The sequence below is a fragment of the Moorena sp. SIO3I6 genome (assembly GCF_010672095.1).
In genome coordinates, this window is the sequence record NZ_JAAHHU010000065.1 from 15,474 (window position 1) to 36,577 (window position 21,104).

A 21,104-nucleotide genomic window follows, 5' to 3' on the forward strand; every position below is an offset into this window, starting at 1 on the left:
GTTGTTATTTCACCAAGCCCATAAATAGTTTACAATAAAGTTTATAATAAAATCCGATTTATATTATAAACTTTATTAAGTTCTTTTTATCAGTTTATTGACAATTAATTAAGCTTTAAAAAAGTATTTAAATTATATAATTTTTACTAATAAAATAGTTAAAAATAAGATGTGTTTACCCTAAAATTTTAAGCGATCGCTATAACTTACAAAAATTAAATTATATAGTATTTTTAGTTGAGATGTAAACATAGGATTGATCAAAAAAAGGAGCAGGGAGCAGTATTAAAGATCTGCAAAAATTTTTTGATGTTATGATAAATCGACAATATTTTTTATTATACCAGTTTTAAAAAGTCCTGTCATACACTAAGTTGCGCTCCAAGATAGTATCTTAATCAAAAGGTGATGCAGTGATAGGGTGATGACAAGAAAGTGCTAGGTATGAATGTAACTTGGTATGATCTTTTGGTTGGCAGTACTCTTCAGGATTATTTTTAATCGAGAATAAGTGCTGTTTTTTCAGAATTTGCAACCACTCTGCTAGGGATTCTACTTCCGCGTGTAGATGTAGAAACTCTGCTTTGTTGCAAGGATTCTCAGTCCAATCCCCTACTAAATCCAAGCCTCCAGTCAGAAAAGCGGCTTTACAAGCATGGCGTAGAATAGTGCCTCTTTTAGTTTTGGGAATAGTGCCACTAACCAGCAGCAGCACCCCATAGACCTGTAGGTGATAGTGTTGAGCTAGCACCTGAGCAATAGCCTCAATTACCTCATTAATATCCAGGTTTTGCTGATAACTCTGCTTCACCTCCTGAGCAACCACCAACCGCTGGTGACCATTGACCTCTATAGTGAAGGCCGCACCGAAATTTCGTCGCAGTGAAGGATGACTAGTTTCTACTGTCCTTTCAATGTCTTGGAAATAATAGTTACGACCTTGGATAGTAATCAAGTAATTTATCCTTATTAAGCTCTACTAACTTCAGTTTTAGTTCAAGAGCGCGGCTACTGACAAAAAATTCAGGGAAAGTTATGAGAGTTTTTATCAAATTTAATTTTGGACATAACTGACTTAAAAATCTCAAAGAACTTATTTTTTTGTTCCCTATAATTTCAGGCTATCTAACAGTCTTGAGGATCAAAAGCCAAGTTAATCTAGACACCTGACTAGATTAGGCTTTGGGAAGTTTTTTCAGTACCACAGCGTAAGCTACCTGTCTTGAGACCGTCTTTATAGATGATGCAATCCCAAGTATAGGTTGGCGTTTGCGCAATGTTTGAATTACCTGAGCGCGACGTAAGCGATGGGAGCATGTCACTTATGCAGAACATTTGTACATTAGCTATAGCCCCCTCATGGGTAAAAGCCAAGCTCATATGGTACATAGTTCATTTGTTCTGGAACATAGACTTGCTCCCCATCAATTTGTCAGAACAATTTAATAGTAGCCCTGTTATATATCTGTGATCCTCATAAAACTCATAGAAAAACTCATAGAAAAACTCATAGAAAAACTCATAGAAAAACTCATATCTCACGAAAAACTCAGGGAGCATGCCACTTATGCAGCAACATTAGTACATTATCTGGGGAATGGGGAATGGGGAATGGGGAATGGGGAATAGGGGGAGCATGTCACAAAGCGCCGAATATTTGGGGAGCAGGTCAATTTTGTAAGAACACTTGAACTACAAACCCTTGAACTACAGTGTTTTCGGGGCTTCAGTACCAGTCAGGAGTTTTTAGTACATTTGTTCTAATAATTTGACCTGCTCCCCAAGACCAGAGCACTTGAGACCAGCCAGACAGTTAACTCAAGTGCTCATAAAAGTAAATTGATCATCGAGTGATGCAGTGATGAGATAATGAGGGGATAGAACTATCATCGGTCAAGTGCTTGATTGACTGATTGTTTATTTTGTATTGTTTATTGTGTCAACTTCTATGAGTTGACCACCCCTGTAGACTCTAAACCCAAGGACCTTGAATTGCAAATGTGATACCAGGCTCTTGAATGTTCACAAACATGATCCGACCATTGGGTGAGAAGCAAGCACCAGCAAATTCACTACTGTTAATCGCATTCCGTGCCAACTGGTAAAGCTCACCTTTAGGATTGACCCCAACCAGGAATTGGTCACCACCACCATCTTCACAGAGGATGAGATCTCCAGAAGGACTAATGGTCACATTATCTGGGTGTTCTAGTAAGCTGCGGTCATGGGACTCAACAAACAGTTCAATGGTGCCACCCTCTTGGGGAGTGCTACCAGGAACATAGCGCCAGACTTGACCAGCTCCATTGGGCCATCCAGTCTTTGGATTTAACGAACCACCACTAGTACAGGTAAAGTAAACTTCATTATTACCGTACCATGCCCCTTCTCCCCTGGTAAATTGGGTTGCTCCCTTAGCAAAACCTTCAACCCGCACAGTATCTTCTTTGGGGTCTACATCATCAATCCGAACCCATTCTACTGCCATGGGCTTACCGACAGGGAAGTTTTTAACAGTGATTTTCTGAAATGTTCCCTGGATCTTTAATGCCTCTAGTACACCGCCTGCTTTTAAGTTGCCTGGTTGCTTGGGAATAAAGCGATAGAACAGGCCATCCATTCTGTCTTCAGTCTGATAAACAATCCCAGTATTGGGGTCTACTGCAACGGCTTCATGGTTAAAGCGACCCATTGCCACTAGAGGCTCAGCTTGAACCACTTGACCGGTAATGGGCACTTCAAAGTTATAGCCGTGCTTCATCGAAACACTTCTGGGGTCATCTACCGGATAAGTGGTGGGAGTAACGGTGCTTTCTTCACAACTAATCCATGAACCCCAAGGGGTTGGTCCACCACTACAGTTTCGTTCAGTACCAGCAAGGGAAGTGTACTGTTTGACCAGTTGACCATTGGCTCCCACCACTAGTGTTGTCGTCCCACCGAGACACATGGGGTCATATTTGAGATACTCTACTGCTACCAATCCATGTTTATCCAGTTGATGGGGGCTAAGTTCATGATTGCGCACTAGGACAGTATTGCCTCCCGGTGCAGGAAAAGCCGCCATGCCATCGGGTCTACCAGGCACCAAATTGCTATCACTCATGGTGTCACCTGTGCGGGATAAAACTTTATAGCTAAATCCGGCTGGCAGGTCTAATAATTGATTAGGGTCTGGCTGAAGTGAACCGAAGCCTTTAGCTCGAAATGATTTACCAAGGGCCTTCTTGGCAAAAACCTCTTTCAAAGGGGATGCCAGAATTACACTGGCAGTGCTAGCACTGGCTAAGGCAAAGAAGTGACGTCGTGATAAAGTCATTGGTAAATAACTGGATAGGTATTTGATCACTCAGAGCCATCAGCTCTATGCCCATCAGGATAAATCGTCGAACTATCCAAGTAGGCATCACAAATATCGACGTTCTCGGCTCGAAATAAGTTGCAACCCCTCAACTGAGCCTTAGTAAGGATAGCTCTTTTCAGGTTAGCATTACTCAAATTGGCATGGCTGAGATTGGCATGGCTAAGGTCAGTGTCCCTCAAGTCCGCTGCTTGGAGATTGGCACCAGCGAGATTTGCCCCCTGTAAATTAGCACGACGTAGATTTGCTCTGAACAGATTGGCATTCTGAAGATCCGCCCCAGAGAGATTGGTCTGATAGAGTTGGGCATCACTTAACTGAACTGCTTGAAGTTGAGCTTGCTGCAACTTGGCTTGACTTAGATTAGAGTAAGGCAGGTAAGTCTTGTTAAGATTGCTGCTAGTCAGGTCAATTGCTTGTATATCTGCTTCAAACAGGTCAGCTTCACTGATATCTACTCCACTAAAGTCTCGTCTACCCCTAGCGTATTGTTCAAGTAACTCCGATCCACCAATCTTTTTCATTGCGCTATAGATAGGTCAGCTTTTGCCGCCCAATACCAATTTATAAAATAATGTCAATGCGTATTTATGCTTAATTATTTTATAAAGGTATAACTTTGTAGCGCCTTACACAGTTAATTATAATTCTTTTTTAATATTTGTGAACATTTGCTACGTAAAAATAAAAATCCTTGACAATCTAAGTTTTTTTTGTTATGAAGTTTTTATTTTATCGGTAAAGGTAGGGAACAGGGAACAGGGAACAGGGAACAGTGATAAGATTTTGCAGGGAGTAGCTGCTGAGTGGTGATAGCTGACCGCTCAAGGTATCAAACAGAAAAAAGTGATGTTATCAGCAGGGAGAGCCACTGGGGAAACTGCCTAGTGGTCAAGGTCGGGAGCTATCCAGGAAGTATAAGTCTAGATTAGACCTCTTGCAAAAGTATTTTTCTGATAGTGTTTACGTAAATTCTTGTCCACTGTTCCCTGTTCCCTATTCCCTGTTCCCTATTCCCTGTTCCCGACAACTGCAAGAAGTCTATTGGTGTAAAGATATTAAGCAAAGCTTCCTGTTCTGTTGCAACTAAGATGTCACAACTGCCAGTATCAATCGCTCAGCACTACCACGAGCGCACCAAATATGCTCCAGAAACCATATCAGCCAAAAATAAGGGCTTAGACTGGGAGAAGCAGCCGATACCTTTCAAAGACTACAAAGTTGGGACTAACTTTGACCTAAAACCATACTTCTCACAAGACCGGGAGCAGTTTACCTCTGAACCGAGTAAGACTTGGTGGCGGCTGTCCCAGTTACTACTGTGTAGTTATGGTTTGACGGCTAGGCTGGAGACAATGGGACCACCACTTTATCTGAGGGCAGCTCCCTCTGCTGGTGGCTTATACCCAGCTGAAGTTTATTTGATTTCCCGTGGTACTCCCGTATTACCATCAGGACTGTACAACTATCAGTGTCTTACCCATTCTCTAGTTCATTTTTGGCAGAGTGACGTTTGGAGTACACTGCAAGAGGCTTGCTTCTGGCACCCAGTTTTGGAGAGTACGGAACTCGCTATTGTAACTACAGCGGTATTTTATCGCTCCGCCTGGCGCTATGAAGACCGGGCATACCGCAGAATTTTTCTAGACACTGGTCATCTGCTAGGTAATATTGAGTTAGCTGGGGCTTTGAGTGATTACCGACCTCACCTAATTGGTGGGTTTGCTGATGAAAAAGTTAATGAACTGCTTTATCTAGACCTGGAACAAGAAGGAGCGATCGCAGTAATTCCCCTGGCCGATCAGCTCAAAGTTGAACAAAACTTGCCCATCGCCCCAACTGTGTTAGCATCTCCTACTGAGGTTAATTACCCAGACATTCCAGATGGCGAATTATTGGGGTATTTGCACCGCGCTACGGAAATTAAGCAGGGTGGTGATTGGAAGGCTAAGGATAATAATTTAAAGAGTACAGAAATTGACCAGCAGTTAGAAGACAAGTACAATTTTCCGTTTTGTGATAAAGTTTCGACGGCTACAAAACCCATAGATTGGGGGGAGTTGACCAAGTCAGGTAATGCTCCGAAAGCATGTTTAGATACTATTCTAAAACGACGCTCTACCCGAGCTTATAGTGCAGCTAATCTGACCTTGGATGAGCTAAAAGCGCTTCTGGATTTTACATACCAACCTCAGCATTACATTGAAAAAGGGTTAGATGGAACACCGGATTATTTTGATTTAAGTTTAATCGAAACATTTATAGCAGTATCTGGAGTAAATGATCTAGAAGAAGGCTGCTATTATTACGCCCCTAAGGCTCAAGAATTGCGGCAAATTCGCTTTAAAAACTTCCGGCAGGAATTGCATTTTCTGTGTTTAGGGCAAGATTTGGGTCGAGATGCCAGAGCAGTGGTGTTCCACACGGCAGACTTACAAAAAGCAGTGGCTCGATTAGGCGATCGCGCTTACCGTTACTTGCACATGGATGCTGGTCATCTAGGACAGCGGCTGAATCTAGCAGCGATTTACTTGGGTTTAGGAGTAAGTGGTATTGGTGGCTTCTTTGATGACCAGGTAAATGAGGTTTTGGGTATTCCTGTTGATGAAGCGGTTGTTTATATTACGACTTTGGGGCGTCCTAGAATACGGCTTTGAGGTTTCGGGAGTCGGGAGTAGGGAGTAGGGAGTAGGGAGATGGGGAGGTGGGGAGATGGGGAGATGGGGAGAATGTCTGGTTTTGAAACAAAAGCCACACCCAAGCTATAACGGCTTGGGTGTGGCTTTTTAGGCGGCTATTTTATACAAAAACGGCGGCTATAAGGGAAAATCTTAACAAAAATGTAAACTTTGTTTTCGTTATGTTACATTAAATTTAAGACTTTCTTAAGCATTCGTACCTAGAGGACTAATCAACTACATGGCGGAACCAACCCATCTGGCTGAGCTTGAGCAGGGTATAAAACTCTGGAATCAATGGAGAGACAATCATCCCAAACTGATCCCTGACCTGATGGAGGTAGACCTGAGTGGGAAAAACCTCAATGGTTTCAATCTCTTTCAAGCGGAGCTAATGGGAGCTAACTTGAGTGGGTCATTGCTGATTTATACTGACCTGACTGAGGCTTGTGTAGTTGGGGCAATTTTTGATAAAGCTATTCTTCGTCACGCTTACTTGAATAGAGCCAAGCTTACCCGTACATCCTTTCAAAGAGCAGACCTGACTATGACATCTTTGGAAGAGGCTAACCTAATTAGGGTTAACTTTTCTCTGGCAGACCTTGAGGGAGCTAATTTGTATAGAACTAACCTGATTGCTGTGAATTTCACCAAAGCCAATCTGAGTAGGGTCAACTTCACTGAGGCGGTGATGACTGGGGCTAATCTTAATGAAGCTCAACTGATTGGTAGTAATTTTGATAAAGCTAATTTAACAGGAGCAGATCTGGTTAAGGCTAATCTGAAAGGGGCTAACCTTAGTCAAGCTAATCTTAGTTATACCAACCTCAGAGAAGCTAACCTTAGTGAAACCAACCTCAGAAAAGCGAATCTTACCGGAGCTGATTTAACTCATGCCAACCTTCGGGGGGCTAATCTGATTGAAGCGGAACTTGATGGGGTGATATTGAATACGAGTATTTAGTTATATAGGAAAGGGAGTAGGGAGTAGGGAGTAGGGAGTAGGGAGTAGGGAGTAGGGAGTAGGGAGTAGGGAGTAGGGAACAGGGAGATGGGGAGATGGGGAGATGGGGAGATGGGGAGATGGGGAGATGTTTATTAAGGGTAATTGTCATAACATGATCTAACAGCAGGGTAGGGTGGGGAGGATAAATGCCATTGACCTTGGCCTTTAGGCCACGCTACGCGAATGGTCACGCTACACGAACACTTCTGAGCTGATAGCTGATAACTGATAGCTGATAACTGATAACTGATAACTGATAGCTGATAACTGATAGCTGATAACTGATAGCTGATAGCTGATAGCTTACCCTTTAGTGCATAAGTGGTGCAGAAAAAATATTTCGATAGGCTTGTCGAGTCTTGATTAAGTCGGCTTTGATCAGAATATCCGCACTCACATTCTGCATAAATCGCTAATGATGAATTTTCAGCTGCCATGGTCTGATCTGCGCCATACCTCTGAATCTTCTGTGAAGAAAAAACACTGTAAGGGTTCAATAGGTCAATTTAAAAAAATCAGACAGGGTGCTTTAGGTAGTCTCTTTGTGACTTTGTTTTGGGCAATTACTGCACCAGTTTTTGCCGCTGAGTATCTCACTCTACGCTTGGGGCCATTTGAGCAATCTGTCGCTATCAAGGAATTAGAAAAGTTTGCTGAGACAGGGGAGTTATCACGAGCACTGCAACCCTATGGAGATATCCTCACGCCACAGATCCGGAAGATTTTGACCAATAGCCTCAAACTCAACCCTAAGACCACAGAAACCTTTATTAATGACCTTCTCCTCTCCAGCGATGGCGCACGGTTGTTGGAAAGACTAGGGTTAGCACTCCCTGATAGTAGTTTAGAGCAATTAAAAGCTGCGCTGTTGTTAGGAGCAAGGCAAGTCAATGGTTTAAGTGTGCTGAGTTTTTTACGGGCTTATCCAGGAGAAAATATCACTTTGGATGCTTCGTCTGCTGTTGGCATTGCCCTACAGCTCAATGCTTCCTACTGGAAGAGTTTAGCAGTTGGTCCAATTTTAGAGCAAGATTTGGCTGTTGCGGACGCTGCCACCTTTCGCCCTAAATTTGACCCTGCTAGTATTGGTCCTCAATTGGTTAAACAGCGTAAACTAAGACTAAGAGACCAACAACGGCAACGTACTATTATTGTAGATCTATACTGGGCTGATGATACTACTGGACCTTTGGTAGTTCTCTCCCACGGATTTGCTGCAGACCGCAAATTTCTGAGATATTTAGCACGCCATCTAGCGTCTCATGGTCTTACTGTTGCTTCCCTAGAGCATCCTGGCAGCAACTTTACCAGGATTAACAACTTGTCAGCACCAGGTAAACTTGGGGATTTGTTACCTCCGGGGGAGTTTATTGACCGCCCCAAAGATGTCAGCTTTCTCCTAGATGAGTTGGCTGACATCAATGAGAGATATTCTACCATGCTAGGTAAACTGAATACTCAACAAGTTACAATTATTGGTCATTCATTGGGGGGCTACACGGCTTTAGCGTTGGCTGGGGGAAAACTCGATTTAGAGGAACTGCGACGGTTTTGTAAAAATCGCTCTCCTGTGGGCAGATCCCCAGCAGATTGGTTCCAATGTGCAGCGGCTGATTTACCAGAAGACCAGGTTAATCTTACTGATCAGCGAGTGGTGCAAGCGATCGCATTAAATAGCGTAACGGGGCGTTTGTTTGGTACTAAGGGTTTGCGTCATGTTACTGTACCAACCTTAATGTTAACGGGTACCGAGGATGCCATTACACCAGCTCTAGACCATCAGTTACGGTCTTTTAATCAGTTGGGGGGTTCTAAGTATTTGATTAGCGCCATTGGTGGCACTCACCTCAGTGTGACTGACCCGAAAAATCTTAACGATGCGATCGCTAGAAGTACTTTAGTCAAAGAGGTGGTTGGGGACGATGCCCATAGCCTGCGGCAACTGGTCAAAGGTGTAAGTTTAGCGTTTATTAAGCAGCTAACTCCAGAAGCTCAACGCTATGAACCATTTTTAACCCCAGCCTACGCTCAATCTCTTTCGAGTCCCAAAATTTCCTTGCGTCTGAGTACAAAATTACCTGCTACCATGGCAACTTGGTTTCAAGTTATATCCGTGGGAAATCAGCAGGTTGCTATCAACTTTAATGAAGTTAATTCTGGGTCTATTAGCTCAAACAAATTCTATTTTTATCCTAACACTAAATTCATGACACCGAATACTTTTTGCATTGGACAGCTGAATCAATTGTTCAATAAACTTGTTAACAAGTACCGCGAAAAAGCAAGTCGTATCAGTTAACCAATAGCAGTTTTTAATTCAGTGAGGTACATTTTGGATTTTAGGGAGTAGGGAGTAGGGAGTAGGGAGTAGGGAGTAGGGAGTAGGGAGTAGGGAGTGGGTGGCTTGGGCGCGGGACCCGGGCGCGGGGAGTGTGAAATTCTTATTCCCTGTTACCTGTTCCCTTGTCCGAAGTTTCCGACAACTGCGGCGAAGTCTACTATTTTTTTTGCAATCTTCTTTTAAGTTTCCGTTTGGAGGAGGCTTGAAGGTAAATTAGTCATTAGTCAGAGAATGAAACGACCCTGCCTTAATAAGGGTGGTCAAAAATTTTACTCAGTAGGAAAAAAAACCGAGGATTTTTTTGTGTTATAATAAATTAGGATGGATTGGGTTTCTACTATGCATCTTCATAGATTAAATGCTATAAAATGCTATATAGATCACTGGAGCGTAATCGTAGGAGGGTAATCGGTGAGTGATTTAACGGGCTTGATCAAAATCTCAAGTCACCAGGACTCATTTGCCAGTGGGGATGTGGTGTTTGTTCACGGACTTGGAGGTGATGCTTCAAGCACGTGGCATCCCAAGGGAAAACGCAATGATGACAATTTTTGGCCAGTTTGGCTTGGAAAAGATCAGCTAGGCCTTAACATATGGTCTTTTGGCTATGATGCTCAAGCAACAAACTGGAAAAGCAACAGCAGTATGCCGCTTTTCGATCAAGCCAGTAATTTATTAGATTGGTTAGATATCCACGATATCGGTAAGCATCCATTAGTATTTATTACTCACAGTATGGGTGGCCTTTTAGTCAAAAAGATGCTTAGTAGTGCTAAGAATTTGGAGAAATATAAAGGTATTCTTGAGCAGACTAAAGGGATTGTATTTCTGGCTACTCCCCACACTGGGTCTCATCTAGCTAATTTAATTGATAATATTGGCGTTCTGGCACGAACCACCGTAAGTGTGGAGGAACTAAAAGCTCATCACCCTCAGTTACGGGAATTAAATGAGTGGTATAGACAAAACGCTCGGAGTTTAGGAATTGCCACAAAGGTCTATTATGAGACACTGCCTGTACAAGGGATTTTGGTTGTAGACCCAGATAGTGCTAACCCAGGCATTGAAGGAGTGAATCCGGTTGCGATGCCAGATGACCACATATCCATATGCAAACCAGAGTCTCAAAACAGTCAGGTCTATCTTGGTGTAAAGAAATTTATCGAGGAATGCCTAAAAAATTCTGTGGGGCTGGATAACAGCAATGGAACGAGGGAAAAAAAAAACAGAAGCATTTTAGAGATTTTAGAGAAACCTAAGGGATACTGGCAGGACAAACTTGCTTCTCTAGAGCAAGAGTATCATAGCACTACTAGTGCATCGTCTAAATTTGAGCTTAAAAAGCAAATTCAGGAATGTAGGACAGAACTTATAAGGATAGAAGAAAAGCTAACCCTTGCTAGAAATCCAGCTAGATATAAATTCTTAAAAAGCGTAAAGAGTGAAGTCGAACGCTTACTTGATCAACGCTTATATCAAGAAACACTAATTAACTTAAAAAAAGAGTCACGCCCAAAAAAAGTTAGAAGACCTAGAGACGATTATCACTATCAACAAAATGAGTTATTGCCTTCAGAGACAAGAATTATAGAATTTTTTGATAAGAAAGCCGTTTCTGGTAAGTTACTAATTCTCGGTGAGGCAGGTTCAGGCAAAACAGTGACTTTGTTAGAGCTGACAAAGTCACTAATTAGTCGCGCTGAACAGGATCCAAGCGAACCTATTCCAGTTATGTTATCTCTTTCATCTTGGAAAAACCAAAAAATTGAAGAATGGCTAGTGGCTGAATCTTGTTATCTATATCATGGTGTTTCTGAAATAGATGTTCGTAAATTGCTCGAGAAGCATCAATTACTTCCCTTACTTGATAATTTAGATGAGCTAAATAAAAATCAATTCAAATGTGTTGAGGCTATTAATAATTTTTTAACAAGTAATTATAAATCTAACTATCTAGTTGTATGTAGCCGTCTGACTGAATATGAAAGGTGTTTTACTCCGCTTCAACTTAATGGATGCGTTTGTTTAAAGCCTTTGCATGAAACCCAAATTCAATACTATTTTGAGTCTATAAAACGTGTAGATATTTGGCAGAGCATTCAAGTCGATGAGCAACTTATTAAACTAGCAAAAAACCCGCTTTTTTTACATATATTGACAGAAATATATACAAAGTCTTCGATAGAAGAATTAAAAAAAATTAAGGATAAAGAAAATCAGCACTGCTATTTATTTAATGATTATCTTGACTCGGCGTTGAAAGGTGTTTCAAGTCCAGATAAGAAGAAGCACTGGTTATCTTGGCTAGCACAAAGACTTGAAGAAAATCAAGAAGTAGATTTTTTGCTTGAAAAAATCCAATTTGATTGGCTGCAAACCCAAACACAGAAGAAACTGTATAAAATTATCGTTGCCTTGATAGTTGGAACAGTTAGTATGCCGATATTAATAATAGTTTTTACTAACCTTAATAATATTGTTGATATTGATAATTTTATGGCGATTAATGTTTTTGATAAAAATCCTAAATTTAGTCTAGCTGTAATAAGTATAATAATAAGTCTAATTTTTGGAAGTGTAATCAGTTTAATTTCTCCAAAAATCAATCCAGTTGAGACTCTAAAATTTCCTGATCAAGAGCTAATAAAAGCCCTAAAGTTTCCTTCTCTAAAAGAGAGATTTGTGGGAGGATTAATTAACAATATTAAAATCCATAATAATGAAACAATAAATTCGGCAATAGCAAGTTTGATAGATATTTCACTTATGACAGTAATTGGTATGTTGGCACCAATTACTGCTATATTTCGTGGGTTAATTCGTGGATTAAAAGGTCCTGAACTAAATATAAAAAGAAGAGACTTTCCTAACCAAGGTATTTATAAATCATTACTTAATGCTGTAATTTATGCAGCGACATGTGCTCTACTATCCAGCTTAGTAGGACTAGTATATTTCTGGATTGATGGCCAGCAAAGTATAAATCCAAACGACATTAATTTAATTTCATATTTGCTAATTTGGGGATTACTAGGATTGCTGGCTGGTGGACTATATCCTGGTCGAGCTGTTATTCAACATATTACTTTGCGGCTGATTCTATCTTGGAACAATTACATTCCCTGTAATTATGTTAAATTTCTTGAAGAATTTACCGAAAAAAAACTCCTTGAAAGAATCGGTGGCCGTTATCGCTTTATTCATCGTTTACTACAAGAATATTTGGCGAATTTTGCTAAATATGGGTGAATTAAAAGAAATATTTTTTATAAAACACGTTGCTTAAAGAAGTCCAAATATGGCTGAAAGTAGTAGAGAAGGTCGAGAGGGTGCATCTCAATGCATGAAATTAGGCAAAAATTCTAAGAAAATCTCCGCGCCCCCGCCCCGCGCCCCCGCCCCACACTTCCCTTTTTTTTTACAACTATGAGATGCACCCCTCGGGTAATTGGTAGTTGAGGACTCTAAAGTTTTGTAAACTCTGGCCAATATGGCAAGACTTTTCTATTAGCCATGGGAGAAGTTGATATTAATAATTAATAGAAATAAATTGGATATATCGCTATCATGGAAATCTTTGATATAGGTTTCGTCGAGAGGTTAGAAAGTGACAGCTTTGTCTCTGACAGTAGTGATCAGAAAATGCCTGATGTTGTCGGTGGTAAAAGTAGCAGGATTCGTTGGCCTCATAATCACGAACCGCAGCAGGAGCCTATGACAATTGTGAGCATACCCATAGAATTACCGTATTGTCCTCTTTACCTTTTTCCTGATGGCACTATCGGGCATAAGTGTTTTGATACTGATGATAGTCATTAGTCACTACACCCAGCCAACCGCATTTTTGATTTGATATACCGCCAACTCCCGGTCTATATGTTTCTTGGCTTTAAGAATCGGACTGTTAGGACTTTTGTACCAGCGCTGGGAGCGGAAACAAAAACCATTGGGCGTTATTGCCTCCCAACTATAGCGAGTGCGATCAATCAATAACCAAATTTCATAAGAGTGGTATGTCTGTTGGGGAAATTTAAGAATACCAATTTCTAGCAGAATGCTCATGCGCATCCGCGATCGCTCTATACGTTTGAGTAATTCCAGAAAACACAATGCTGCCCGTTTAGCCGCCTCATGAGTGGGGTAACGGTAGCGATCGCGGGGTTCAAATTTGAAGTCTCGACTACTAAGGCGGAAATGAAACTTGCCTGAAGCATCCTCGACATATATCACACTCCAAGGGGTTTTCGGGTACTTTACACAAAAACCTGGAGCTATTAATTTAACCGCAGTTGCCATCCTTATCCCTTTGCTAAACCGTTGCTGAGAGGATCTTAACCAAATTTTTATCGATCACCAACGGAAGGTTTCGGTCAATGAGCCTGACCGAAGGTCATTACCCATTACCGATTACCCATTATTCTCAATCATGCCACAATTGAGCCACGCCCTTTTATATCATGTCAGGATAATTACCCTTAATAAAAATCTCCCTATCTCCCCATCTCCCCACCTCCCCATCTCCCCACCTCCCCATCTCCCCATCTCCCCATTTCCCCACCTCCCCATCTCCCCACACCTCCCACCCTTTCCTTAATTATGGGTATTCAACCAGACTTGATATTAGGCGTGTGACAAGTCAATATCATCTTGGCCGTAGGCTTGCCAAGCCAAGTCTACTAAGCCATCAACAATAGCAGCAGCTACTACCGCAGAACCCTTACGACCATCAATCCGAATGTGGGGAATTAAAGAGTCCGTCAACCGAGATTTAGCCACATCCACCTCTACAAATCCCGCAGGTACCCCAATCACCAAGGCTGGTCGAATTTCCTCTGCTTCAATCAACTCCACCAATACTGTCAAAGCTGTCTGAGCTTGACCAATAACAAAAATTCCTTCTGGATAGCGTCTAGCTAAGGTTTGCATCCCCCAGGCTGCCTTAGTCTTTTCTTTTTGAGGACGAGTGAGGGTTTCCATGCTGCAATACACTGGATTAGCAAAGGTATCTTGAATGTGGGGAGTGATCCCTACTTGTACCATTGGCACATCCACTACAATTGTGCTACGAGCAGCTAGAGCTGCTGCTCCTGCTTGTAATGCCCGCTCAGAAAAATGAATCAGAGACTTATACTCAAAGTCGGCTGTGGCATAAATCACCCGCCGCACAATCTCGTATTCTGCTGGTGAAAAGACATGCTCGCCTATTTCACGGTCAATAATTGCCAGACTTTGGGCATCAGTTATATGCCATTCCATGAGGACTCTTCAGACAAACTGGTTGTGATTATTTTGACATTATTATGCTTGCTCTAGTGGTTTTCATATTAGGGAATAGGGAATAGGGAATAGGGAATAGGGAATAGGGAATAGGCAAGAGGCAAGCTAGCAATAGGCAATAGGCAAGCTAGCAATAGGCAAGCTAGCAACAGGCAACAGGGAAAACTGATCTGACTCCCCATCTCCCCATCTCCCCATCTCCCCATCTCCCACACTCCCCATCTCCCCATCTCCCCATCTCCCCATCTCCCACACTCCCCATCTCCCCATCTCCCCCACACTCCCCACACCTCCCACACTCCCGACTCCCGACTCCCGACTCCCTACTCCCTACTCCCTACTCCCTACTCCCTGTAACTAAAAATTAAGAATAATTGCAATTTGATTCAGATTCTCTTATATCCCTAATCGATATGTTTAGCTTGGCAAGAGGATTTGGCGAATTAGATACCAGGGAAAGAACACTTATCCCTAAGGATAGTCATTACCTCGGACTTCTGAGAAAATCTAAATCACGAGAGGTCTTAAGGCTGTTCGCGTAGCGTGGCCAAAGGCCAAGGCTGTTCGCGTAGCGTGGCCAAAGGCCAAGGCTGAAACTCTCTTGGTTGCTGAGTAACAAATCCATCAACTTGTTACATTTTTGATGATTGATGATTGATTTTTGATGCTTAATGCTTAATTTTTGATGATTGATGCTTGATGTTTGATACTTGATACTTGATACTTAATCTTTTAACAAGGGAGAATAGGATATGAAATTGGCTTACTGGATGTATGCAGGTCCTGCCCACATTGGCACACTGCGCGTTGCGAGTTCTTTTAAGAATGTCCATGCTATTATGCATGCCCCCCTAGGGGATGACTACTTCAACGTGATGCGCTCCATGCTAGAGCGAGAGCGGGACTACACTCCGGTAACTGCTAGTATTGTTGACCGGAACGTGCTAGCACGGGGTTCTCAGGAAAAAGTAGTGGACAACATCACCCGCAAGGATCAGGAGGTAAACCCTGATCTGATTGTGCTAACTCCCACCTGCACCTCCAGTATCCTACAAGAAGACCTGGAGAATTTCGTAAACCGGGCTCAGATGGATGCTAAGGCTGATGTGATGTTGGCAGATGTGAACCACTACCGGGTCAATGAATTACAAGCGGCTGACCGCACCCTAGATCAAATTGTTCAGTTCTACCTCAACAAAGCCCGCAAGAAGGGTGAGCTCCCAGAGGGCAAAACCGCAAAGCCCTCGGTGAACATAATTGGTATTTCTACCCTTGGCTTCCACAATCAACACGATTGTACTGAACTGAAGCGGCTGATGGCTGATTTGGGCATTGAAGTTAACGAAGTCCTCCCAGAGGGAGCGTCTGTCCACAATCTGAAAAATTTACCTCGGGCTTGGTTTAACCTGTTGCCTTATCGGGAAATTGGCTTGATGAGTGCCCGTTACCTGGAAGAAGAGTTCTCGATGCCCTATGTCGATATTGCTCCTCTGGGTGTGGTGGAAACTGCCCGTTGTATCCGTAAGATTCAGGAAATCCTTAATGGTCAAGGTGCTAATGTCGATTACGAAGAGTACATCGACAACCAAACCCTGTACGTTTCTCAAGCTGCCTGGTTCTCTCGCTCCATCGACTGCCAGAACTTGACCGGTAAGAAGGCTGTGGTTTTCGGAGATAATACCCACGCTGCCGCTATGACCAAGATTCTGGCACGGGAGATGGGTATTCATGTGGTGCTGGCTGGGACTTACTGCAAGTATGATGCGGATTGGTTCAAGGAGCAGGTGAGCGAATACTGTGATGAGATCCTGATCAGTGATGATAATGGTGCGATTGGGGATGCGATCGCACGAATTGAACCTGCTGCAATTTTCGGTACCCAAATGGAACGGCACGTTGGTAAGCGCTTGAATATTCCTTGTGGTGTGATTGCTGCTCCCATTCATATCCAAAACTTCCCCATCGGTTATCGTCCCTTCATGGGTTACGAAGGTACTAACCAAATTGCTGATTTGGTCTACAATTCCTTCACCTTGGGTATGGAAGACCACTTGTTGGAAATCTTTGGTGGTCATGATACCAAGGAAGTTATTACCAAGGGGATCTCTGCTGATTCTGACCTGAACTGGAGTAAGGACGCTAAAGCAGAACTGAATAAGGTGCCTGGTTTTGTTCGGGGTAAAGTAAAGCGCAATACTGAGAAGTTTGCTCGTGAGCGTGGCTTTAGTGAAATCACTCTTGAAGTGATGTATGCCGCTAAGGAAGCTGTAGGGGCTTGAGCTTAATACAGATTTAACCTGAATCAGGGGAGGTGGGGAGATAGGGAGATAGGGAGATGGGGAGATGGGGAGATAGGGAGATGGGGAGATGGGGAGATGGGGAATCAGATCAGTTTTCCCGATTCCCAATTCCCGATTCCCGATTCCCGACTCCCGACTCCCGATTCCCGATTCCCGATTCCCGATTCCCGACTCCCAATTCCCAATTCCCGATTCCCGATTCCCGATTCCCGATTCCCGATTCCCGACTCCCGATTCTTTGTACCTTTTTCAAAGTCTGTGACTCTATCGACGAAGATTGCTGTGATTGCTCCGAAAAAATTTAATTATTATTTACAAAAAATCTGAATAGCTAGACCCGCCTATGGCTTCTGGTGGGTATGGATGATTTTGCCCAGCCATGGTCTATGGTGAGCAACGTTAACGGGTGGATCTCATTAAAGCTGTTTGAGCCGCTGGTGCGTTACGGGACGGGCTGTCCCAACAAGGCGTGAAGAGGCAGAAAATGAGGGCGAGCCCGTCCCTAACGCACCCTACGCAACATTTACAACAGTAGTACCCCCGCTTCATTCACCCTGGTGATTTAATAGTTTTGTTTATTGTAATAGTTTTTAATAAAGTTATTTAGAAAAATAGTTATTTAAATATTAAATTTAATAAATAAGATTTAAATTGCTTGAGATAATTGCTTAAACTCAAAAAAATCGATTTAAGCTAATTTAAAGGCTAGATCGATCAAAAAAACCCTGTATTTTCTAGTGCAGTTGGTGAATAATGCAATAAGCGCCGAAGCGATGCAGAGGTGCGACCCGTGGCGAATTTAATTCGCCAACGGAAAGCGCACCTAAGCGGTCTTGGGGGTTTCCCCCATGAGCGACTGCATCAAGACAAGCCAAGCAATCTATCGCTGGCTTTAGGGTCCCTCGCTTAACTAGTGCCTGAGATAAATCAAGCAAGCATAATTTTGGCAATTATGCTTTCGGCTGGCTTAGGGGCAAAGACAAAAGAAGAATTTTTATCTGAAACAGGAGATAACTAAAGGTGAAACTTTCAGTTTATGGAAAAGGTGGTATCGGTAAGTCCACAACTAGCTGTAATATCTCAGTTGCCCTAGCTAAGCGGGGTCGAAAGGTGCTGCAAATTGGCTGTGACCCGAAGCATGACAGCACATTCACTCTGACTGGTTTTCTGATCCCTACGATTATTGATACCCTTCAGGAAAAGGATTACCACTACGAAGATGTCTGGCCTGAAGATGTGATTTACAAAGGTTATGGTGGTGTTCATTGCGTAGAAGCTGGTGGTCCCCCGGCTGGTGCTGGTTGCGGTGGCTATGTAGTTGGTGAAACGGTTAAGCTGCTCAAGGAACTGAATGCTTTTGATGAGTACGATGTGATTCTGTTTGACGTTCTGGGTGATGTCGTCTGTGGTGGTTTTGCTGCTCCCCTCAACTATTCCAACTATTGCATGATTGTCACGGATAACGGTTTTGATGCCTTGTTCGCTGCTAACCGGATTGCTGCTTCTGTTCGTGAAAAAGCTCGCACTCACCCGCTGCGTCTGGCTGGTCTGATTGGCAACCGCACCTCTAAGCGCGACTTAATCGATAAGTATGTGGAAGCTGTGCCCATGCCAGTGCTGGAAATTCTGCCACTAATTGAAGACATTCGTGTCTCTCGGGTTAAGGGCAAAACGATTTTTGAAATGGCAGAAACTGACCCTAGCCTGGAACCTGTTTGCCAATACTATCTCAACATTGCTGACCAAATTCTGGCACAGCCTGAGGGGGTTGTACCTCAAGATGCACCAGACCGGGAGTTGTTCTCTTTGCTGTCTGACTTCTACCTAAATCCTCAAACCCCAGCAGTGACTGAGGAAGAAGAATTAGACCTGATGATGGTGTAAGCAAAGGTTAGGAGGTTAGGAGGTTGAAAGTTAGGAGGTTGAAGGTTGAAGGTTGAAAGAAAGGTTGAAAGTTATTTGGTTGAAGGTTAGGAAGTTGAAGGTTAGGAGGTTGAAGGTTGAAGGTTGAAAGAAAGGTTGAAGGTTGGAAGTTAGCAGGCGTAGGGTGCGTTAGGGACGGGCTCGCCCTCATTTTATCGGTAGCCAGTGTTGAGACAGTCCGTCCCGTAACGCACCACCGGGTCAAACAGCTTTAATGAGATGCACCCGGTTGAAAGTTATAAGAGTCAACAGCAAACCTGAAAACCTTCAACCTTAAACCTTAAAACCTTCAACCCTTAAAACCTTAAACCTTTAAACCCTTAAAACCTTAAACCCTGAAAACTTTAGAGAGAAACCAGGAGAGGAGAATTTTAAATGACTGTTGCTCAAACCCCTCAAGCCCTAGATTTTGAGTGCGAAACTGGGAATTACCATACCTTTTGCCCAATTAGCTGCGTGGCATGGCTTTACCAAAAGATTGAAGATAGCTTCTTTTTGGTGATTGGTACTAAGACTTGTGGCTATTTCCTCCAAAATGCGATGGGGGTGATGATTTTTGCTGAGCCACGCTATGCCATGGCGGAGTTGGAAGAAGGGGATATTTCGGCTAAGCTCAATGATTACGAGGAACTGAAGCGGTTGTGTTTGCAGATTAAACGCGATCGCAATCCTAGTGTGATTGTCTGGATTGGTACCTGCACTACGGAAATTATCAAGATGGATTTGGAAGGCTTGGCTCCCAAGCTGGAATCTGAGATTGGGATTCCGATTGTGGTGGCTCGTGCTAATGGCTTAGACTATGCTTTCACCCAGGGTGAAGATACTGTGTTGGCGGCTATGGCTCACAAGTGCCCGAAGGAAGCACCCCAGGTGGAAGAGGAGAAACAAGAACGGAATGCGATCGCAAAACTCCTCAACTTTGGACGCCAGAAAGAAGAGGTGGCTGCGGAAGAGTCAGACTATGCGGATCATCCACCCCTAGTGTTGTTTGGCTCCCTACCTGACCCGGTTGTGACTAACCTCACCCTAGAGTTGAAGAAGCAGGGGATTAAGGTGTCTGGTTGGTTGCCTGCTAAGCGTTACACGGAATTGCCAGTAATTGAAGAAGGTTACTATGTTGCTGGGGTGAATCCCTTCCTCAGCCGCACCGCTACTACTCTGATGCGCCGCCGCAAGTGTAAGTTAATTGGCGCACCTTTCCCCATTGGTCCGGATGGCACTCGGGCTTGGATAGAGAAAATGTGTTCTGTGTTTGGTATTGAACCAAAAGGCTTGGCAGAACGGGAAGCTAAAATTTGGGAAAGCTTGGAGGATTATATCCAGCTGTTGCGTGGTAAGTCAGTATTTTTCATGGGGGATAACTTGCTGGAAGTTTCCTTAGCTCGTTTCCTCGTTCGTTGCGGGATGACTTGCCATGAAATCGGTATCCCTTACATGGATAAGCGTTATCAGAAAGCTGAGTTAGCTCTGTTAGAACAGACTTGCCACGAAATGGGTGTACCAACTCCTAAGATTATCGAGAAGCCAGACAATTATAACCAGATTCAGCGGATTTATGAGTTGGAGCCGGATTTGGTAATTACCGGTATGGCTCATGCTAATCCTTTGGAAGCACGGGGAATTAATACTAAGTGGTCCGTTGAGTTTACCTTTGCTCAAATGCACGGCTTTACTAATGCCCGAGACATTCTGGAATTGGCAACTCGTCCGTTACGTCGTAATAACAGTCTCAAGGATTTGGGTTGGGATAAGTTAGTCAAAGAAGAGGCTAAAGTTTAGCGCTTCTTAGTGGAGTAGGGAAGTCAGAAGAGGGATCCCCCCTAACCCCCCTTAATAAGGGGGGAATTTTATAAGGGGGGCATCTTGCTGTGGAACGGGCCTCTGGCCTGTTTCCTGCCCACTCCACTCATATTCATTCTCCCCCTCTCATTCCCTGTTCCCGTCTTGATGCAGTCGCTCATGGGGGAAACCCCCGCGTGAAGGTAATGGTGCGCTTACAGTCGTCGAATTAAATTCGCCACGGGTCGCACCTGAGGCATCGCTAAAAATCATCATTGTCAGCCATGCTTTGCGCGAGTGGGGGAAACCCCCGTGAGGCCACTGCATCGCTTGTCTGTACCCCCATCTCCCCATCTCCCCATCTCCCCACCTCCCCATCTCCCCATCTCCCCATCTCCCCATCTCCCCATCTCCCCATCTCCCCATCTCCCCATCTCCC

General features: G+C 43.4%; 19 protein-coding genes. 10 read left to right on the forward strand and 9 right to left on the reverse strand.

The features are described from left to right. Positions 1-394: 394 nt before the first annotated feature. From F6K49_RS19245 to F6K49_RS19255, 3 genes are all read right to left on the reverse strand, one after another. On the reverse strand, positions 395-955 hold the full coding sequence (locus F6K49_RS19245) for a hypothetical protein (RefSeq protein WP_293022855.1): 561 nt from the start codon (positions 953-955) through the stop codon (positions 395-397). A gap of 1,017 nt (positions 956-1,972) precedes the next feature. Continuing rightward, positions 1,973-3,319 carry an alkaline phosphatase PhoX gene (locus F6K49_RS19250; RefSeq protein ID WP_293099191.1) on the reverse strand — a complete coding sequence of 449 codons (1,347 nt, stop codon included), beginning with the start codon at positions 3,317-3,319 and terminating at the stop codon, positions 1,973-1,975. A 26-nt stretch (positions 3,320-3,345) separates the two neighbouring features. After that, positions 3,346-3,885 carry a pentapeptide repeat-containing protein gene (locus F6K49_RS19255; protein ID WP_293099194.1) on the reverse strand — a complete coding sequence of 180 codons (540 nt, stop codon included), beginning with the start codon at positions 3,883-3,885 and terminating at the stop codon, positions 3,346-3,348. Between the two features lie 413 nt (positions 3,886-4,298). Between F6K49_RS19255 and F6K49_RS19260 the strand changes: the two genes are divergently transcribed. The 3 genes from F6K49_RS19260 to F6K49_RS19270 all read left to right on the forward strand — a co-directional run bounded on the left by F6K49_RS19260 (position 4,299) and on the right by F6K49_RS19270 (position 7,003). Next, positions 4,299-4,451 carry a hypothetical protein gene (locus F6K49_RS19260; protein ID WP_158069392.1) on the forward strand — a complete coding sequence of 51 codons (153 nt, stop codon included), beginning with the start codon at positions 4,299-4,301 and terminating at the stop codon, positions 4,449-4,451. 1 nt (position 4,452) lies between these two features. Further along, positions 4,453-6,018, forward strand: a complete 1,566-nt coding sequence (locus F6K49_RS19265) for a SagB/ThcOx family dehydrogenase (protein WP_293099197.1) — start codon at positions 4,453-4,455, stop codon at positions 6,016-6,018. A gap of 262 nt (positions 6,019-6,280) precedes the next feature. After that, positions 6,281-7,003: a pentapeptide repeat-containing protein gene (locus tag F6K49_RS19270; RefSeq protein ID WP_293022872.1), complete on the forward strand. Its 723-nt coding sequence runs from the start codon at positions 6,281-6,283 to the stop codon at positions 7,001-7,003. On the opposite strand, the gene F6K49_RS19275 is transcribed toward F6K49_RS19270, so the two are convergent. Then, positions 6,951-7,154: a hypothetical protein gene (locus tag F6K49_RS19275; RefSeq protein ID WP_293099200.1), complete on the reverse strand. Its 204-nt coding sequence runs from the start codon at positions 7,152-7,154 to the stop codon at positions 6,951-6,953. The genes F6K49_RS19270 and F6K49_RS19275 overlap by 53 nt on opposite strands. Before the next feature lie 306 nt (positions 7,155-7,460). On the opposite strand from F6K49_RS19275, the gene F6K49_RS19280 reads away from it, so the two are divergent. The 3 genes from F6K49_RS19280 (at position 7,461) to F6K49_RS19290 (ending at position 13,205) form a co-directional block, all read left to right on the forward strand. Next, a complete protein-coding gene (locus F6K49_RS19280) occupies positions 7,461-9,344 on the forward strand; it encodes an alpha/beta hydrolase (RefSeq protein WP_293099203.1) in 1,884 nt (627 codons plus the stop codon). A gap of 453 nt (positions 9,345-9,797) precedes the next feature. After that, a complete protein-coding gene (locus F6K49_RS19285; RefSeq protein WP_293099206.1) occupies positions 9,798-12,635 on the forward strand; it encodes an NACHT domain-containing protein in 2,838 nt (945 codons plus the stop codon). A gap of 318 nt (positions 12,636-12,953) precedes the next feature. After that, positions 12,954-13,205, forward strand: a complete 252-nt coding sequence (locus tag F6K49_RS19290; protein WP_293099210.1) for a hypothetical protein — start codon at positions 12,954-12,956, stop codon at positions 13,203-13,205. 3 nt (positions 13,206-13,208) lie between these two features. Here F6K49_RS19290 and F6K49_RS19295 read toward each other — a convergent pair whose 3' ends face one another. The 4 genes from F6K49_RS19295 to F6K49_RS19310 all read right to left on the reverse strand — a co-directional run bounded on the left by F6K49_RS19295 (position 13,209) and on the right by F6K49_RS19310 (position 15,288). After that, entirely contained in the window at positions 13,209-13,682 is a 474-nt protein-coding gene (locus F6K49_RS19295) for a hypothetical protein (protein ID WP_075896513.1), read from the reverse strand. Positions 13,683-14,006: 324 nt separating this feature from the next. After that, on the reverse strand, positions 14,007-14,642 hold the full coding sequence (locus tag F6K49_RS19300; RefSeq protein WP_293099220.1) for a precorrin-8X methylmutase: 636 nt from the start codon (positions 14,640-14,642) through the stop codon (positions 14,007-14,009). 68 nt (positions 14,643-14,710) lie between these two features. Continuing rightward, positions 14,711-14,893 carry a hypothetical protein gene (locus F6K49_RS19305; RefSeq protein ID WP_293099225.1) on the reverse strand — a complete coding sequence of 61 codons (183 nt, stop codon included), beginning with the start codon at positions 14,891-14,893 and terminating at the stop codon, positions 14,711-14,713. Between the two features lie 254 nt (positions 14,894-15,147). Next, a complete protein-coding gene (locus tag F6K49_RS19310) occupies positions 15,148-15,288 on the reverse strand; it encodes a hypothetical protein (RefSeq protein ID WP_293022896.1) in 141 nt (46 codons plus the stop codon). 127 nt (positions 15,289-15,415) lie between these two features. On the opposite strand from F6K49_RS19310, the gene bchB reads away from it, so the two are divergent. The 3 genes from bchB (at position 15,416) to bchL (ending at position 18,847) form a co-directional block, all read left to right on the forward strand. Further along, positions 15,416-16,942, forward strand: a complete 1,527-nt coding sequence (gene bchB, locus F6K49_RS19315; RefSeq protein ID WP_293022899.1) for a ferredoxin:protochlorophyllide reductase (ATP-dependent) subunit B — start codon at positions 15,416-15,418, stop codon at positions 16,940-16,942. A gap of 96 nt (positions 16,943-17,038) precedes the next feature. Then, complete coding sequence (locus F6K49_RS19320) at positions 17,039-17,290, forward strand: hypothetical protein (protein WP_293099231.1); 252 nt, start codon at positions 17,039-17,041, stop codon at positions 17,288-17,290. A 693-nt stretch (positions 17,291-17,983) separates the two neighbouring features. Beyond that, entirely contained in the window at positions 17,984-18,847 is an 864-nt protein-coding gene (gene bchL, locus F6K49_RS19325) for a ferredoxin:protochlorophyllide reductase (ATP-dependent) iron-sulfur ATP-binding protein (RefSeq protein WP_070391049.1), read from the forward strand. A gap of 7 nt (positions 18,848-18,854) precedes the next feature. On the opposite strand, the gene F6K49_RS19330 is transcribed toward bchL, so the two are convergent. Beyond that, a complete protein-coding gene (locus tag F6K49_RS19330) occupies positions 18,855-19,037 on the reverse strand; it encodes a hypothetical protein (protein ID WP_293099238.1) in 183 nt (60 codons plus the stop codon). A gap of 224 nt (positions 19,038-19,261) precedes the next feature. Here F6K49_RS19330 and F6K49_RS19335 point away from each other — a divergent pair, with 224 nt between their 5' ends. Further along, positions 19,262-20,665: a ferredoxin:protochlorophyllide reductase (ATP-dependent) subunit N gene (locus tag F6K49_RS19335; protein WP_293022906.1), complete on the forward strand. Its 1,404-nt coding sequence runs from the start codon at positions 19,262-19,264 to the stop codon at positions 20,663-20,665. The last annotated feature ends 439 nt before the right edge of the window (positions 20,666-21,104 follow it).

What these genes read in the sequence shown, in the direction of transcription:
- F6K49_RS19255 (WP_293099194.1), bottom strand. Translation starts at nt 3,885, where the DNA reads ATGAAAAAGATTGGTGGATCGGAGTTACTTGAACAATACGCTAGGGGT.
- F6K49_RS19310 (WP_293022896.1), bottom strand. Translation starts at nt 15,288, where the DNA reads ATGGATTTGTTACTCAGCAACCAAGAGAGTTTCAGCCTTGGCCTTTGG.
- F6K49_RS19305 (WP_293099225.1), bottom strand. Translation starts at nt 14,893, where the DNA reads ATGGGGAGATGGGGAGTGTGGGAGATGGGGAGATGGGGAGATGGGGAG.
- bchB (WP_293022899.1), top strand. Translation starts at nt 15,416, where the DNA reads ATGAAATTGGCTTACTGGATGTATGCAGGTCCTGCCCACATTGGCACA.
- F6K49_RS19320 (WP_293099231.1), top strand. Translation starts at nt 17,039, where the DNA reads ATGGGGAATCAGATCAGTTTTCCCGATTCCCAATTCCCGATTCCCGAT.
- F6K49_RS19250 (WP_293099191.1), bottom strand. Translation starts at nt 3,319, where the DNA reads ATGACTTTATCACGACGTCACTTCTTTGCCTTAGCCAGTGCTAGCACT.
- F6K49_RS19300 (WP_293099220.1), bottom strand. Translation starts at nt 14,642, where the DNA reads ATGGAATGGCATATAACTGATGCCCAAAGTCTGGCAATTATTGACCGT.
- F6K49_RS19265 (WP_293099197.1), top strand. Translation starts at nt 4,453, where the DNA reads ATGTCACAACTGCCAGTATCAATCGCTCAGCACTACCACGAGCGCACC.
- F6K49_RS19290 (WP_293099210.1), top strand. Translation starts at nt 12,954, where the DNA reads ATGGAAATCTTTGATATAGGTTTCGTCGAGAGGTTAGAAAGTGACAGC.
- F6K49_RS19335 (WP_293022906.1), top strand. Translation starts at nt 19,262, where the DNA reads ATGACTGTTGCTCAAACCCCTCAAGCCCTAGATTTTGAGTGCGAAACT.
- F6K49_RS19295 (WP_075896513.1), bottom strand. Translation starts at nt 13,682, where the DNA reads ATGGCAACTGCGGTTAAATTAATAGCTCCAGGTTTTTGTGTAAAGTAC.
- F6K49_RS19270 (WP_293022872.1), top strand. Translation starts at nt 6,281, where the DNA reads ATGGCGGAACCAACCCATCTGGCTGAGCTTGAGCAGGGTATAAAACTC.
- F6K49_RS19280 (WP_293099203.1), top strand. Translation starts at nt 7,461, where the DNA reads ATGATGAATTTTCAGCTGCCATGGTCTGATCTGCGCCATACCTCTGAA.
- F6K49_RS19275 (WP_293099200.1), bottom strand. Translation starts at nt 7,154, where the DNA reads ATGACAATTACCCTTAATAAACATCTCCCCATCTCCCCATCTCCCCAT.
- F6K49_RS19330 (WP_293099238.1), bottom strand. Translation starts at nt 19,037, where the DNA reads ATGAGGGCGAGCCCGTCCCTAACGCACCCTACGCCTGCTAACTTCCAA.